18 protein-coding genes are annotated in these 13,801 nt (G+C 62.3%); 16 read left to right on the top strand and 2 right to left on the bottom strand.

Going from position 1 to position 13,801, the window contains the following annotated elements; genetic code table 11:
* Positions 1–87 precede the first annotated feature (87 nt).
* Positions 88–375, bottom strand: coding sequence for a DUF3892 domain-containing protein (locus tag XcyCFBP4188_RS19905; RefSeq protein ID WP_005918301.1), 288 nt, complete (start codon positions 373–375; stop codon positions 88–90).
* Positions 376–525: 150 nt separating this feature from the next.
* Positions 526–1,628 (bottom strand): IS3 family transposase gene (locus XcyCFBP4188_RS19900; protein WP_104592694.1). Its coding sequence is split into 2 segments (ribosomal slippage): positions 526–1,370 and positions 1,370–1,628, totalling 1,104 coding nucleotides; the frame shifts between segments, so codons are not numbered across the junction.
* A gap of 119 nt (positions 1,629–1,747) precedes the next feature.
* On the opposite strand from XcyCFBP4188_RS19900, the gene XcyCFBP4188_RS19895 reads away from it, so the two are divergent.
* The 16 genes from XcyCFBP4188_RS19895 to XcyCFBP4188_RS19805 all read left to right on the top strand — a co-directional run bounded on the left by XcyCFBP4188_RS19895 (position 1,748) and on the right by XcyCFBP4188_RS19805 (position 13,698).
* Positions 1,748–2,209 carry a hypothetical protein gene (locus XcyCFBP4188_RS19895; RefSeq protein ID WP_104592693.1) on the top strand — a complete coding sequence of 154 codons (462 nt, stop codon included), beginning with the start codon at positions 1,748–1,750 and terminating at the stop codon, positions 2,207–2,209.
* Positions 2,210–3,923: 1,714 nt separating this feature from the next.
* Positions 3,924–4,187 carry a hypothetical protein gene (locus tag XcyCFBP4188_RS19875; protein ID WP_046932075.1) on the top strand — a complete coding sequence of 88 codons (264 nt, stop codon included), beginning with the start codon at positions 3,924–3,926 and terminating at the stop codon, positions 4,185–4,187.
* 580 nt (positions 4,188–4,767) lie between these two features.
* On the top strand, positions 4,768–5,166 hold the full coding sequence (locus XcyCFBP4188_RS19870) for a DUF6573 family protein (protein WP_040942451.1): 399 nt from the start codon (positions 4,768–4,770) through the stop codon (positions 5,164–5,166).
* A gap of 70 nt (positions 5,167–5,236) precedes the next feature.
* A complete protein-coding gene (locus tag XcyCFBP4188_RS19865; protein WP_046941444.1) occupies positions 5,237–5,434 on the top strand; it encodes a hypothetical protein in 198 nt (65 codons plus the stop codon).
* Positions 5,431–5,670: a hypothetical protein gene (locus tag XcyCFBP4188_RS19860; RefSeq protein WP_019238181.1), complete on the top strand. Its 240-nt coding sequence runs from the start codon at positions 5,431–5,433 to the stop codon at positions 5,668–5,670. The genes XcyCFBP4188_RS19865 and XcyCFBP4188_RS19860 overlap by 4 nt, the downstream gene beginning before the upstream one ends.
* A 15-nt stretch (positions 5,671–5,685) precedes the next feature.
* On the top strand, positions 5,686–6,279 hold the full coding sequence (locus tag XcyCFBP4188_RS19855) for a hypothetical protein (RefSeq protein ID WP_046932085.1): 594 nt from the start codon (positions 5,686–5,688) through the stop codon (positions 6,277–6,279).
* Positions 6,280–6,331: 52 nt separating this feature from the next.
* Complete coding sequence (locus XcyCFBP4188_RS19850) at positions 6,332–6,559, top strand: hypothetical protein (protein ID WP_046932118.1); 228 nt, start codon at positions 6,332–6,334, stop codon at positions 6,557–6,559.
* Positions 6,560–6,752: 193 nt separating this feature from the next.
* Entirely contained in the window at positions 6,753–7,097 is a 345-nt protein-coding gene (locus XcyCFBP4188_RS19845; protein WP_046932119.1) for a hypothetical protein, read from the top strand.
* Between the two features lie 94 nt (positions 7,098–7,191).
* Complete coding sequence (csrA, locus tag XcyCFBP4188_RS19840; RefSeq protein WP_046932121.1) at positions 7,192–7,380, top strand: carbon storage regulator CsrA; 189 nt, start codon at positions 7,192–7,194, stop codon at positions 7,378–7,380.
* 326 nt (positions 7,381–7,706) lie between these two features.
* A complete protein-coding gene (locus tag XcyCFBP4188_RS19835; RefSeq protein ID WP_046936378.1) occupies positions 7,707–8,528 on the top strand; it encodes a hypothetical protein in 822 nt (273 codons plus the stop codon).
* 1,445 nt (positions 8,529–9,973) lie between these two features.
* Entirely contained in the window at positions 9,974–10,678 is a 705-nt protein-coding gene (locus XcyCFBP4188_RS19830) for a DNA-binding protein (RefSeq protein ID WP_046932092.1), read from the top strand.
* Positions 10,679–10,800: 122 nt separating this feature from the next.
* Entirely contained in the window at positions 10,801–11,439 is a 639-nt protein-coding gene (gene parA / locus XcyCFBP4188_RS19825; RefSeq protein WP_046932094.1) for a ParA family partition ATPase, read from the top strand.
* Positions 11,436–11,777 (top strand): hypothetical protein, encoded by a 342-nt coding sequence (locus XcyCFBP4188_RS19820; RefSeq protein ID WP_046932095.1) that lies wholly within the window; start codon positions 11,436–11,438, stop codon positions 11,775–11,777. The genes parA and XcyCFBP4188_RS19820 overlap by 4 nt, the downstream gene beginning before the upstream one ends.
* A gap of 272 nt (positions 11,778–12,049) precedes the next feature.
* On the top strand, positions 12,050–12,514 hold the full coding sequence (locus XcyCFBP4188_RS19815) for a DUF2840 domain-containing protein (protein WP_104592697.1): 465 nt from the start codon (positions 12,050–12,052) through the stop codon (positions 12,512–12,514).
* A gap of 4 nt (positions 12,515–12,518) precedes the next feature.
* Positions 12,519–13,115, top strand: coding sequence for a signal peptidase I (gene lepB / locus XcyCFBP4188_RS19810; protein ID WP_074053066.1), 597 nt, complete (start codon positions 12,519–12,521; stop codon positions 13,113–13,115).
* Positions 13,108–13,698: a lytic transglycosylase domain-containing protein gene (locus XcyCFBP4188_RS19805; RefSeq protein ID WP_046932097.1), complete on the top strand. Its 591-nt coding sequence runs from the start codon at positions 13,108–13,110 to the stop codon at positions 13,696–13,698. The genes lepB and XcyCFBP4188_RS19805 overlap by 8 nt, the downstream gene beginning before the upstream one ends.
* The last annotated feature ends 103 nt before the right edge of the window (positions 13,699–13,801 follow it).

The raw sequence follows: 13,801 nt of genomic DNA, 5'->3' as shown, positions 1-13,801 counted from the left end.
CAAAAATCCGGAGAGATCCAAACGCGACTCTCCAGAACGATGCGACATTCCGCGCTCTCAGGCCGCGTTGTTCAGACCTTCCTTAGGTCACGGACATTCGGGAAGGCTCAGCAAATTGTCCGGAGTATCGTGATCGGCAGTGGTCCGCAGATATTTCCTTCCGCTTCTTGACGTTGCCACGATCACATCTCTCTCATGACCTCCGACATGAGTGAAGAAGGCATATTTGTCTGTCTCGATCCCATTGATGGCTTCATCAAGGCTTAGCTTCCATCGCTTGCCGTCAGAACCCGTGCCGCCAACGTGCGTGATGCGGTTATATTTATCTTGGCGATCATCTTTATTGATGCAACCAATCTTGTGTCGACTTGCCACGTACTTTCTCCTTGATATGCCGGAGATCCTCTCCGGTCAGGTAATATATCCAGAAATACAAAGAAATTCATTGTCAGGTCGATAAAGCTAGAGCTCGCTAGTCTAGTTCGCCTAGCTGCGACGTCCCCCCACCCTGAGTAGTGGCTTGGTTTAGAGTCCGGGGGTAATGATATCGGTGTTTGCCAGATGTTGGGCATACGCAGCCGGGGTCATGCCGCAGATTGCTTTTTTGGGTCGGTCCTCGTTGTATTCGCGTCGCCAGCGTTCGATTTCGGTGCGCGCGTGCAGCAGTGTCGGGAACCAGTGCTCGTTGAGGCATTCGTCGCGTAGTCGGCCATTGAAGGATTCGACGTAGGCGTTCTGGTTCGGTTTGCCGGGTTGGATCAGCCGCAACTGCACGCCACGGGCATGCGCCCAGGCGACCATCGCCTTACCGCAAAACTCCTTGCCGTTGTCAGTGCGGATCACCTTCGGCAAGCCGCGACTGTGTGCCAACCGATCCAGCACGCGCGCAACGCCATGTCCCGAGATCGCGCGCTCCACGTCGATGGCGACCGCTTCGTGGGTTGCATCGTCCACGATCACCAGACACTTGATCACCCGCCCTTCGGCAGTGCGGTCGAACACGAAGTCCATCGACCACACCTGGTTGGCCTGCGATGGCCGCAGCAGCGGCTGACGCTCGCCTATTGGCACTTTTTTGCGCTTGCGCCGCCGGACCTGTAGCTGCTGTTCGCGGTACAACCGCTCCACGCGTTTGTAGTTCACGATGCGCCCTTCCTGTCGCAGTTTGAGATAGATCATCCCCACGCCATAGCGACGATGGCGATGCGCCAGCGCAAGAATGCGCTCGCGCAGTTCGCCATTGCGGTCTTCGCGCGGGCAATAGCGCAGCGCACTGGCGCTCATGCCGATCGCTGCCAAGGCACGACGCTCGCTGGCACCGCGCCCGATCCACTCGCGCACCAGCGTACGACGCGCCGGTGCGCTTACCACTTTTTTCGCAGCGCATCCTTGATCAGGTCGTTCTCGAACAGCTGCTCGGCTAGCAACTTCTTCAGTCGAGCATTCTCGGACTCAAGGTCCTTGAGCCGCTTGGCATCGGGCACGCTCATCCCGCCGAACTTGCTGCGCCACAGGTAGTACGAGGCCTCGCTGAAGCCATGGCGCCGGCATAGGTCCTTGATCGCTATGCCCGCTTCGGCTTCGCGCAGGAAGCCAATGATCTGTTCCTCGGTAAAGCGCTTCTTCACGTCCAATCTCCTCGGGGTAGGGAATTGGACTCCAAACTGGGGCGCTACTCAAAATTGGGTGGACGTCGGCTTTTGAACAGCACATCTTGAACCCAGCAACTGCCAACGGAGCAACACTCATGACGATCAGAGCAAGTGCATTCGTGCTTAAAAGGGACATTGATGTCCCCTTGGGTTCAGTGTTCACTTTCGAGGAAAATTGGTTTTTCAGGGCACAGGTGGGCGATCGTCGCAACATCCAGGACGTCGGGATCAACCTAACGGACGGTGCCCAATCTATTGAACTCACGGATCCCACAAACGCAATTACCCTTGCGCCCGATCTAGAGCTTGAGTACCGCGTGATTGGTGCGATCCGCGGACCAGGCACGCCACCGCTCGCGTCACTCGCATGGAGCGTTGGTGGCGGTCACACCATTTCAATGGTGGACAAATTTATTGCTCTTGACGGCGGTAAAGAGACAACAGATGTCCGCATAGGCCACGTGTTTTTTGCGACGCACTGGGGCGTATGGGTGATCGATACCAACGGTAAGCCGATCAGTCCCGATCCGCTGTTTGTGATCGGCGCCGACCCATAACAAGCACCGTGCCGGTTGCAGGCCTACCGTTTCCACACCGCAATCGGCGCCGGTAAATCCTCACCAAACTCGCTGTGGCGTGCAACAACCGACGCCCAGCAGCGCCGTAACTCATCAACATCGATGTCCTCGCGTGGCGTCGACACATAGCCGCGACCGCCGCAGTCGCTGCAAAACACGTCCAAGCCTTTGCAGCTCGGGCAGCGTGCAAATTGCCAGAACGAGCGGTGCATGAACACGCCAGCGAAACAGAAGTAGCGGACGATCCCCGCTTGATCCATCGTTCCGCACGGGCCGCCGCACGCGTCACACACGCCAGGTGGGCCGAATAGCCACGGATCGAGTCGAGGTCGTTTGCGATTGCCCATGCACCACATTACCCATGCCGATGTCGCAGAACATGCGAAAACCAGGCAGTGCCGTGAATCTGATCCAATCCAGGCGGGGGCGTGACCGCAAGCGGTCACCGGCTTGGGGTGCTACGCACCGATGCCGCGTGCCGCGTCATCGCCAGTCGGCCCTAATCCTCGCCCCTGCGCGCTCCGCTTGCAGAAGCAAAACCCCGCCCCGTCCAGCACGCCGTTTTTCGACCAGCGCCGCGATGACCAGCGTCGCCAGGGCCAATGCCCGGCATCCAGCACCCCGGCCTTGATGCGTGCTCATAGTGCGCTTCCTTCGCATCGAGGCAGCGTTATTGATCGCCAGCATGCCCCGAACATCGCATGGCGCGGCCGCCGTGCTAGGGCGAATCCTCACCCGTTCGCACTCCCTGCGGTCGCTTGCGCTGCGGCTTCCGGGTTCCCCCTTGCACGCCAACCTTATCCGCCATGCGCCTGATCGGTGCGCGATCAATAACCCCGCGCCGAAAGGAACGCACTATGAAAAAACGCACGCATCAAGCCCTCACAACGGTGCTGGAAAACTTGCCGGCCATCATCACGGCCCTGGCGACGCTGGTCACAGCCATCGCGGCGCTGGTCGAAAAACTCAACTAAGGAGGAACGGGGCGAAAGCCCCGTTTTTCGCTTCGCTGCATCCGCCAAGAGCAACAGCAAAGCACGACGGCGCAGATCCACATGCCAGACGGGGACGTGACCGCAAGCGGTCACCGGCTTGGGGTGCTGCGCACCGATGCCGCGTGCCGCGTCATCGCCAGTCGGCCCTAATCCTCGCCCCTGCGCGCTCCGCTTGCAGAAGCACGCCGGCATCGGCTGCGCCGATCAGCAACGTCGCCCCCCGCTTGCCCACCGCTACCGGCGACCAGGTGGACGGCACCACCTGGTCGCCGGCGGCCGTTGGCCGCACGCCGAGGACAAGCCGGGGACGAGCTGCAATAGGCAGGCCCGCCCACCCGTGACCCACCGCTCCCCCGACGCCTGGGGATGGATACAACCATCCCCCACGGCGACGGGCAGCGCTGGCGCGCTGGCCGTGGATCACGCGTGGACGGCCGCGATGTTGGCAAAAGCGGGTCAGCAGGGAGTGATGTGGCCGGCCTGGTGGCGCGTGCTGCCCTTTGCACGTGATCGAGCTTCGGGCCGTGGCTTGGGTAGAGCGTTGCCGGGGACCAGGCGCAGCGATCGACCAGGTGCATGGACCCCCGGAGCCAGATCGAGCGCAGGCCGTTCCATGCGGGGCGTGCATGAGCTAGCATCGTGGTGTGCAAACACACTGCACACCAAGCACGCATCCAATTGCCAGGAGAGTGACGACGATGGCCAAGACCGAATCCAAAGCACCGGCACCAGAGCAGCACGAACGCGATCGCTTCGACGTGGTTGCACCACACCCGTACACCAAGCGCGGCGGAGAAGCAGGCACCGAGTGGTTCCGCTGCGGTGTTGCGTTCCCTAACCAGGGCGGTGGCTATACGCTCAAGCTGCGTACCGTCCCGGTGGCGATCGACGGCGAAATCACGCTGATCGTGAAGAAGCGCGAGCCGAGGGACAAAGGCGAAGATTGGAACCTGCCGGAGTAAACCGGGCGGAACCCGCCCATCAGCAAAAAGCCGTCGGAGATCCCGGCGGCTTTTTTGTGCCTCAGTGCCGCAGATCCACCCAGGCATCGGGCGGCGGCAACATGTTTTTGCCGGTGCCCTTGCAGGGCTTACACGTCACCCTCTCAGTGAGGCCGGGCCAACCACCCTCCCCGCCGCACATTGGGCATTCGTCATCGGGAGCCTCTTGTTCTTGCATGTGTGTCGCCCTCGCCAGTGATGGGCGAAGTGTGGCACGCGCACACGTGGCTGCGCTGCCGGCGACGGCCAATCGCAAAAGCGGGTTTGCAGGGTGATGTGTGCGGCCTGGTCATGCATGCCGGCCTTGTCACGTGATCGAGCTTCGGGCGGTGGGCTGGGCAAAGCGTTGCCGGGGACCAAGCGCAGCGATCGACCGGGTGCGCCGACCCCCTGAGTTTTACCCGGCGCAGGTGTTCCAAGGGCAGAACGCAGTGTGTGCATGCATGCATGTTTGCATGCTTGCATGCATGCATGCAACTCGCTAATATGGAGTTGTGCAAAGACATTGCACACCTTGCAGAAGCCAACGGAGATAACTGCCATGTTTACAGCGTCTGACATCATCCATTCGCACACCCGCGCCAACCTGTTGGAGGACGGCGACCTGGTGGACGTGTCTGCCCTCGCCCGCGAGGCCGGCTTTAAGGTGCCGGTTGCCGTCACGCGGGCCGTCTGGGCCGACTGCGTGGCATGGAGCCAGGAGGACACCAAGCGCAAGCATGTGCCGCAGGACGAGCAAGGCCGGCTGTGGGATGTGCTGTTCATGGCGCGCAACTTCGCCGCCCGTGGCGGTGACGCCAACCGCGTGCCGTTCGCCCTGCATCGGGTGCCCCGTGAGGGCCGAGGCCACCAGGCCCGCATTGTGACCCTGCACATGCACATCGGCCCCGGCGACGATGCCGAGCCGGTCATCACCATCATGCAGCCCACCGAAGACTGACCCCCTTTTTTTGCCTAGTGGTGTGCAATGGTATTGCACACCACTGGCCGGAACGATCGAGGAACCGACGATGGACCAGGCCAAGACCACCGAGCAGATCCACGGCGTGAGTGTTGACGCCGGTCTGCGCCAAGCCCGCGCCGTACTCGCAGAGCTGACCGACTTCGTGCGGTCAACGCCATGCCTTTGCTGCCCAGCGTTGCCGCCACTGCCTGCGATCCAGTGCGAGCGCTGCCGGCTTCTGGATCGTGTTGGCGGTGCCGCATGACTGCCGCCGACAACGTGCGTGCACTGATCGCCGACCACCGCCGCCATGAGCGCGCTTGCCGGGCGCATGCAGCGCGCTTGCGCCGCGAAGCCCAGCAGCTGCGCGAGCTGCCCGCCGGAGGCGCACGCAGCCTGTTCCGCGCCCATGAGCTGGCACGCAAAGCGATCGCACTCACCGAACAAGCCGACCACGACCGCGCCGCCGCTGCGCTGTTGGCCAACACCCCCAACCACTGACCAGGACACACCGCCATGCGCAAGCTACCCCACCCCGCCTCCCTCACTGCCGCCGAGCGTGCGCAGTGGCGTGATGACCTCACAGGTCCGCGCTATGCCTACAAGCCGCACGACTTGGCCGACGGCTCCCGCTACTACGTTGCCGAAGAACTCGGCCGCATCATCGTGACCGAGTTTCACGGCAAGAGCTTGAAGCTGGACCGCTATTCGTTCCGCTCGCAGGCCGAGGCCGACGCCGAAATTGCCCGGTTCACTGAGCGCCGGCAGCGCGTTGCCGACGCCCACGCCGAACGCCGCGCAGAAGCCAAGCGGCCGCACACGCTGGAAGTGGGGGCCGTGCTGGTGTCCAGCTACGGCTACGAGCAAACCAACGTGGATTTTTATGAAGTCGTCGCCGTGCAGAATCGCACCGTGACCCTGCGCGAGCTGGTCCAGGAGCGGCAGGACACCGGCAACATGTCCGGCACCACCACCCCGGTTCCAGGCCAGTACACGAAGGCCGAGCCGATCCGCAAGCGCGTCAACCCCCGCAATGGCGTCAAGCTGTCCAGCAGCAGCTACGCCCACCCGTGGGACGGTCGCCCGCAATACTGGTCAAGCTACGCTTGATTTATCCTAGTGCGGCAAGCCGCCGCTGTTGTTCACCCTTGGAGTCATCACGATGAAATTTCGCCACTCGCTTCTGTACGCCATCCGGCACTATTTCGTATTCCTGGTCCTGAGCTGCGTACTTGTCGGCTTTGGCATCTACGGCCTTGCGACCTTTGAGCCGGCCGCACCCAATGCGGCATTTAGCAGTCCAATCAGCGACAACGCGTGGGTGATCTACCTGGTCGGCGTTGTTTGCGGTCTGGGGGGGCTTTTCTGGATCGCGTACAGGTCCCGCTAATGACACAGTAGGAGGCGTCAAGATGGACGATCAGAAAATGCTGCATATTGCCAACCGCTTGGAGGCATGCCTTGCCACCGCATGGCTCTGCTGGATGTTGTATCTACTCACGTAAAGCTGCGGCGGCAGCTTTTTTTTACACTCACGGTGTGCAATGGTTGTGCACACCGTGAGCCTTGCGAAGGAACGACACATGGAATACAGCAGATCCAACCACGGCAACACGCGCACCGGCAGCTATCGAACCCCGCATCCAGGCTTGCTGCTGCACGTGCGCAGCCAAGTGGAGTCGGGCCGGCCACAATTCGGCGTGCACTTGGCCAAGCGCGTCGGCGATACCGCAGGCCCGGCGTATTGCACGGTCTATGGTCTGGCCGCGCTCGATGTCTTCATCCTCTCGCCGACAGCCCTGTCCAACAGCCTAGCCGCGCTGGTCATTGCCGGCGGGCACTACATCCTCACTGCCGAGGCAGCAAGCCAGCTGGCCGCTGACTTCGGGCTGCCTGTGCGTGCGCCGGCAGCGATCGAAGGCGCGTAATGCGCCGTATGTCCTTGGATGCATCGCGCTGGCCGGCAGCTGGACGCAGCGCAGCGGTGCTTCCACCATTCCCACCCTCCTGCAGGAAACCCACATGCTCATTCTCACCCGCAGCATTGGCGATGCGTTGATGATCGGCGACGAGGTGACCGTGACGGTTTTGGGTGTCAAAGGCAACCAGGTCCGCATTGGTATTGCCGCCCCGCCGCACGTGCCCGTCCACCGCGAAGAAGTCTATGAGCGCATTCAGCGCCAGGGCGATCGATCCGAGCCGACGACGTAATGCCAACGTGCAAAAGCGCACATCCCAAAGGTGTGCAATGTATGTGCACACGGCAGCTGCTTGCGGTTTAAGGGCCGCAGGCCGATACTTGGCAGCGATATGACAACGCGGGCGGGAGTGCTGCTAGCGCAGTAGACCCCCCGAAAACGAAAAAACCGCCCCGGCAAGGGCGGCTTTTTCTTCACTGGTCTGGCGGGAAAAAACCAGACAGATGGGCCAATCGATGCCCCCATCCTAATCCCGCCGGCGAAGCCGTGCAAGAGGGAAAGGATGCGAAGGCCCACAAGCCAAACACCCCGCCCCGCTGCCGTTCATCGGCGCGGGACATGTCAGCAGTAGACCCAGGCTCACACACGCCAGGCACAGAACCGACCGCCACCAGCGGCCGGCCGCACAAGCGTGTGCACTGGCGTCAGCCCAAGCCGCTGGCCGGCAAGAAGCGCCGGCCGGGCGTCCTCGATGCCACCCGCGAAGCGCTGGTGCGCGGCCTGGAACACCGCCGAGGCTCCCTGTGGATGCGGATTAGCCGCAACGTCATCGTGGCCGGCTATGCCCTGGAAAAGGCGCTGACGCGGGTGCGGGCGCTGCGCTCGGATGGGGCCGATTCGCTGCTGGCCATGTCCGTTGCATTGCTCTACCTATCCGACGTGCGCACCGGGTTTGTGGGCAAACCCCGGCAAGCCGGTGGCCGCTGGCAGCGTTACACGCTGCACGACATCGCCCAGCTCGCCTATGGCGGGCAGACAGAGGCCGAGGTGAAGCGGGCGCGCCGATCGATCGACATGATGGTGAGCCTTGGGTGGGCATTCCCCACCAAGCAGGTCCGCCGGCACAAGAAGGACGCCGAGGGCGGCGACCTGTGGCGCAGCGAGCCAGGCGTGCGCCGGCTCAACCTACAACGGTTATGCGCCATGACCGGCACCAGCTGGTTGCTCAAGCGCGACCGCCAGCACGCCGACCAGGCGCGCGGGTCCGGCGCGGCCTCCTTCACGGAGGCGCAAGCACGCCGTCAATCGCGCCAAGAGGCGGCAACCAGGCCACGCACGGGCGATGCCCGCCCAGCGGCACACCGCGCCACTGGCGACCCGTCAGCGGGCGCACAGAGCGCCACACGGCACATCGCCGACATCCTCTCCCTGTTCGAGTAGCCGCCGCCGGCAGGCTGGCCCCTGCCCCGCACCGTGGAAACAGGCGCCCGCGTAGCAATTTTGCCGCCGCCAGGGCCGGGCGACGCCCACACCCTCCCTCGATCACCCGCCTTTCGCCACCAACGGACTCCCCCGCAGCGAGTTACCCACCGCTGCGGGGGGACAAGCCTGTGGGAAGCCTGTGGGGAAGTGGCGTTATTTGTCCTCTTTATTTGGCAGGCCAACCAGTCAACCTACGGTTGAAAACACAGTCAGTAGAGCGCTTAACAGCTGATCGGCGTCGCCGCCGCTGCGCGACGACGACAGCGTTAGAAGCTCAATAGAGGGGCTGCGCCCCTCCCACCGCCACTGCGCCTAAGCAACATCGGGAAACCAAACAAAGCCGGCGCGCAGTGGCGGCGGTTCCCTCCCGCAAACAGCAAAAGCGGGTCAGCAGGGAGTAATTAGCCGGACTTCGAGACAGGGCATGACCCTGGAAGGGCTGCCGGCTTCGGGTGGTCTGCGTTTAAGAGCGGTCGCCGTGCGCTACGCGCACACAGAGCCGACACGATCACTGCCGATGGAGTGATGCGCGGTGCCGGAAGCAGCGAAAGAAACGGACTCAACAAGCCCAGAACGGGTGCTAACGGGTGGATTGTGTTGCCGGCAGCGCGGCCATGCCGGAAATAACGCCACTGTTCCGCTAGCAGGACAATCAGTGCGGATCTAACGCCCATTAACGGCAGATTGCTTGCAATCTGAACGGCACTGTGTCACTATCTGTGGTAGATGCACACGCGAAAGCTACCCGCCTGGCAGCAGATAGCTTTTAAAGGGTGCATTTAGCTGAAATGGTTCAGCGGGTGTGACTGTGTAGGAAGTTCCCAGCTATACAGCCTTGCACGGCAGCAAGGTTGCGTTTTTGACTTCGTTACGTGGTGTTTCGAAATTATAGCGCAATTGCGTTAGCTTTTTGTAAGTGTTTTTCGAACAGGCAGCTAGCGCCGGGCTGCTGTGGAGACCACCTTTCCTCATGGGATAGGTGTTTTTTATGAGCAGTGTCATCTGTTGTAGTTGTACCTGGCCCAAGCCAGTGAGTGTTCGCCGCTACCTTCGTCGCCGTTTTGGGCGATGGGAATCGGTCAGAACACACTGCCGGTCTTACCCGAGGCGGTAAGCGGTAGGTAACACGTAACGCAGCGGCGTCGGGCAACCGGCGCCGTTTTTTTTGGCTTGCACCTGACCAGGTGCACCCGCGCCGCGCGTCAGCGCCGACCCCGCCCAGCTCAACACCCACGCCGATGCCTAGGCGCGGTGCAGCCGTGTGCGTGTACGCCTCGCCGAGTCCGCCAGCTGCGATCACACCACGTCCCGACGAACGGTATGCAATCAACTGCAAACCCGGTTGCACAGTAAGAAGAATAATATTATTATTCTTCTTACCTACTAGGCCGCAGGAGCCGCACATGGACCCGTCCCAAGACGCACGTGATCGCATCTTCAAGGCTGCTGATGCGCTGTATGACCAGGCCGGGCGTGAGGTCTTCCCGACCGTCGATGCCGTGCGCAAGGCGGCTAAGGTCAACATGAACGAAGCAAGCACCGTCATGAAAGAGTGGCGGCGCACGCAAGCGCGTCCGGCTCCTGCTGCCGTCCAGGTGCCCGAGCCCGTGCAGCAGGCCGCTGGCTCGGCCGTGGTGGCGATTTGGCAGGCCGCCCAAGAGGCGGCCAACGACGCGCTGCGTGCAGCCCAGGCAGGGTGGGAAGCCGAGCGGCAGGAGGCGGAGGCACTGAGCCAGCAGATGGCCGACGCCTACGAAGCCCAGGCGCTTGAGTTGGAAGCGGCCCAAGCACGTATTGCCGAGCTGGATACGGCCATGCAGCAGGCTGCCTCGGCCGCAGTCGCCCACACGGCCGCTTTTGACCAGGTGCGCACCGAGCTGGTGGACCTGCAGCAGCGCGCAAGCACCGCAGAGGCCCGCGCCAGCGAGTTACGCACCGAGCTGGACCGGGCGCACCTGATTGCAGCCGAGCAGCGCAACGCTGCCGGCCAAGCCCGCGAGGACGCAGCGAACTTACGGGGTCGGCTTGCAGCGCTTGAGTCGGTGGCCACCTCGCCCGCCTCGCCAAAGACCGGTCAGGCCAAGCCGCGCGGGCGCGGCGCCAGCTAGCATGCATGCTGGCGTGCAGCTAAGCATGCGTGCAGCTAAAGCAGCTTGCATGCGTGCATGCATGTTGCTAAGGTATTGCACACTTGCCCTCAAGCAAGCGACTTCCACCAGGAGCGCAGTGCATGAAAACCATCGCCATCGCCGTCCAGAAGGGCGGCTCCGGCAAGACAACGATCGCCGTTCACCTCGCGGTGGCCGCGCAGCAAGCCGGCCTGCGCGTTGCGCTGGCCGACACCGATCCGCAAGGCTCGGCCAAAGGGTGGGCCGAAACCCGCAAGCACTCCACGCTTGAAGTGGTGGCCATCACCTCCGCCAATGTCGGCCCAGCGGTCCAGGCCGCAGCCGAGGAAGGCTATGACCTATTGATCGTGGACACCCCCCCGCATGCGTCAGCCGGCATCGCGGCCGCGCTAGAGCATGCGGATCTCGCCTTGATGCCGATCCGCCCGAGCCTGCTGGATCTAGCCGCCGCGCCGGCTTCGATTCGGCTATTGCAGGCCAGCGGCAAGCCGGGGGCGTTCATCCTGTCCAGCGCCCCGATCCGCGCCAGTGAGACGCGGGAAGTGGCGCGGGAGCTAGCCAGCACCGGCATTCCTGTGCTGGAAACAGTCATCCACGACCGGACTGCCTACCGCCGCGCCCTTGCTCACGGCCAAGCCGTGGGCGAATTTGAACCGGCCGGCAAGGCCGCATTTGAAATTCGCGCCCTGTGGCGTGAAGTGCACACGCTTTTAAGCACAACCAAAGGAACCCACGTATGACCACTGGACTCTCCGGCAAGCTCGGCAAGCTCGCCGCCCTGGACAAGAACAGCCAGCCAGACAAGCCGGCGCGATCGGCCAAGTCGGCCGAACCAACCACGCAGCCGGCTCCCAAGGTCGGGACGGCGAAGAGCGCGCCCAAGGTTGGGGCCAACCGCACGATCACCATCCGTCACCTGACCGACGAAGACCTGCGCCGGATCTCCGAGTTTCGCTACACCCACAACATGACCATCCAGGACGTCACCATCAAAGGCATCTCGATGTTCCTCACCTCGATGGGTCTTGCGCCATTGTCAGCTCTGGCTGACACGCCCGAGTCCAGCGGCGACGAATAGCGCATGCGAGCATGCAAAGCGGCTTGCATGTTTAGCTGCAAGCATGCTTGCATGCTAGCGTGCGCGCAATCTCGCATGCGTGCATGTTTGCAGCTTTGCATGCAGGCCTGCAAGGCCAAATGCATGCGCGCATGCACGCCAGCTTGCATGCTATCTCGCACGGTGCATGCAAGTCTGCAAACTGCTAAAGCAGCTTGCATGCAGTTGCGCTCAGGGCGCACTTCGATCAGCTGCATGCAAAGCATCAAGCATGCGTGCATGCAGGTATGACGATGGGTGCCCAGGTCATTGAAGCCTTCGCCAAGGGCTGGACAAACCGGCGGATTCTGACCGGCAAGCCGCGCCAGGTTGGCCGCTGGGTGATCGGCGAAGACGGCACCCGTCGCCGGCTTCTGAGCTTCGCACCTGGTGACCGGTTTGCACTCGATCTATGGGAGCAGAATGACTACGGCACAACGCGATGGCGGGTTGTGCTGTGTGAGGCATTACCGGCAGGCCAGGCGGGCGAAAGCGTGCCGGCAGTGCGCCCGGATGTCGCCATTCTGGCAGACATCACAGGCGCAACGCGGGTGCGCGCTTATGTGGCCTGGTTAGCCCTGAATCGGTCAAAAATTGACACCCTAAATCGGCTAGAATTGGCGCGTATCGAACAGTTTTTCCAGCGCATGCCACTGGCGCGGTTGAAGGTCTTAACCGCCGACGTGAGAGCCAAACTCCCCCGCAAAAGGCGAGGTTAGCGGCATGTCTGTGACACGAAAGAAGCTCACCAAAGGGCTAGCACTCGGCCTAGGCCTAGCAGTGATTGCCCCCGCACTTGGATGGGCAAGTGCGAGCAGTCTGGCCTCGCTAGGTTTCACCGTAATCGCCAACCTTTCGCCAAGCGTGGCGCAAGGTCTGTACCTCCTGAATCGCAATACGCATAGCGCAGAGCGGGGCCAGCTGGTCGCATTCTCTCCACATAATGCGGCAGCGCGTTATGGCTTTGAACGCGGCTGGATGAAGCCCGGAAGTCTTTACATCAAGCGTGTCGGTGCGGTTGCTGGCGACACGGTGTGCGTGAACAGCGAAGTCAGCATTGCAACCCCAACGACCGCAAGTCACCCAGCCACCTATCGGCGTGTGGGTGCGGTCGCTACCACGGACCGAACAGGCGTGGCATTGCCTCACGTCTTACAAGGCTGCACGCGGGTTCCAGCGGGGCACATCTTCACCATCGGTGATGGTCTTGCTAACAGCTATGACGGCCGCTATTACGGGTTCGTTCCGCTGTCAGTAATCGCCGGAGGCATTACACCGTTGTGGACGCAAGCATCCTCGATAGGAGTCGATCATGAGTGACCTGATGTCAGTGATTCTCGCCTGCTCCATCGGCGTGCATCCGCAAACCGTGCAGGCGATCATCAAGCATGAGAGTGGCGGCAATCCGTATGCCATCAACAATCAGGTTCGTAGCTTCTATCCGACCCGGCTTGACGATGCCCAGCGGATCGCAGTCGAACAGGTGCGGGCCGGTCGCAGTACCGATATCGGGCTGATGCAGATCAACTCGCAGCATCTGACCAAGTTCGGAGTGACGCCGGTTGACCTACTAGACCCATGCACAAACGTCCGCATTGGCACCACCATTTTGGCCCGGAACTACGCCCAGACATGGGCCAAATATCGCGCCGAAAAGCCTGCGCTGCTGGGCGCCTTGTCGATGTACAACACCGGCAACGAGTCGCGCGGATTGAGCAATGGTTACGTGAGCTGGGTGTCGCAAGCGGCTGGGGTGGCGGTGAACTTCCCGGCAAGCGGGAAGGCGAGCGGCCGCCGGTCCACCAAAGCCCAAGCCAATGCTGTTCCCGTAATGTCGCCCGCAGCCGCGCCCACAGGGTTCGCAGGGACCGGGCCGAAGGCTGCACAACCGAGGCCACGCTGACCGCTTGTGCGGCGTTGTGCGGGTAGCGTCCGATAGGGTCGGGCTTTTGGTCGAGGCCGACGGTTCCGAGACGCGCTACAGCAGATCCAGAGCGGGCACTGTG

The organism is Xanthomonas hortorum pv. cynarae (assembly GCF_002939985.1).
In the GTDB taxonomy this organism is placed as follows: domain Bacteria; phylum Pseudomonadota; class Gammaproteobacteria; order Xanthomonadales; family Xanthomonadaceae; genus Xanthomonas; species Xanthomonas hortorum_D.
Note: the sequence above shows the minus strand (reverse complement) of the source record. Positions and strands in the feature narration are given on the sequence as shown.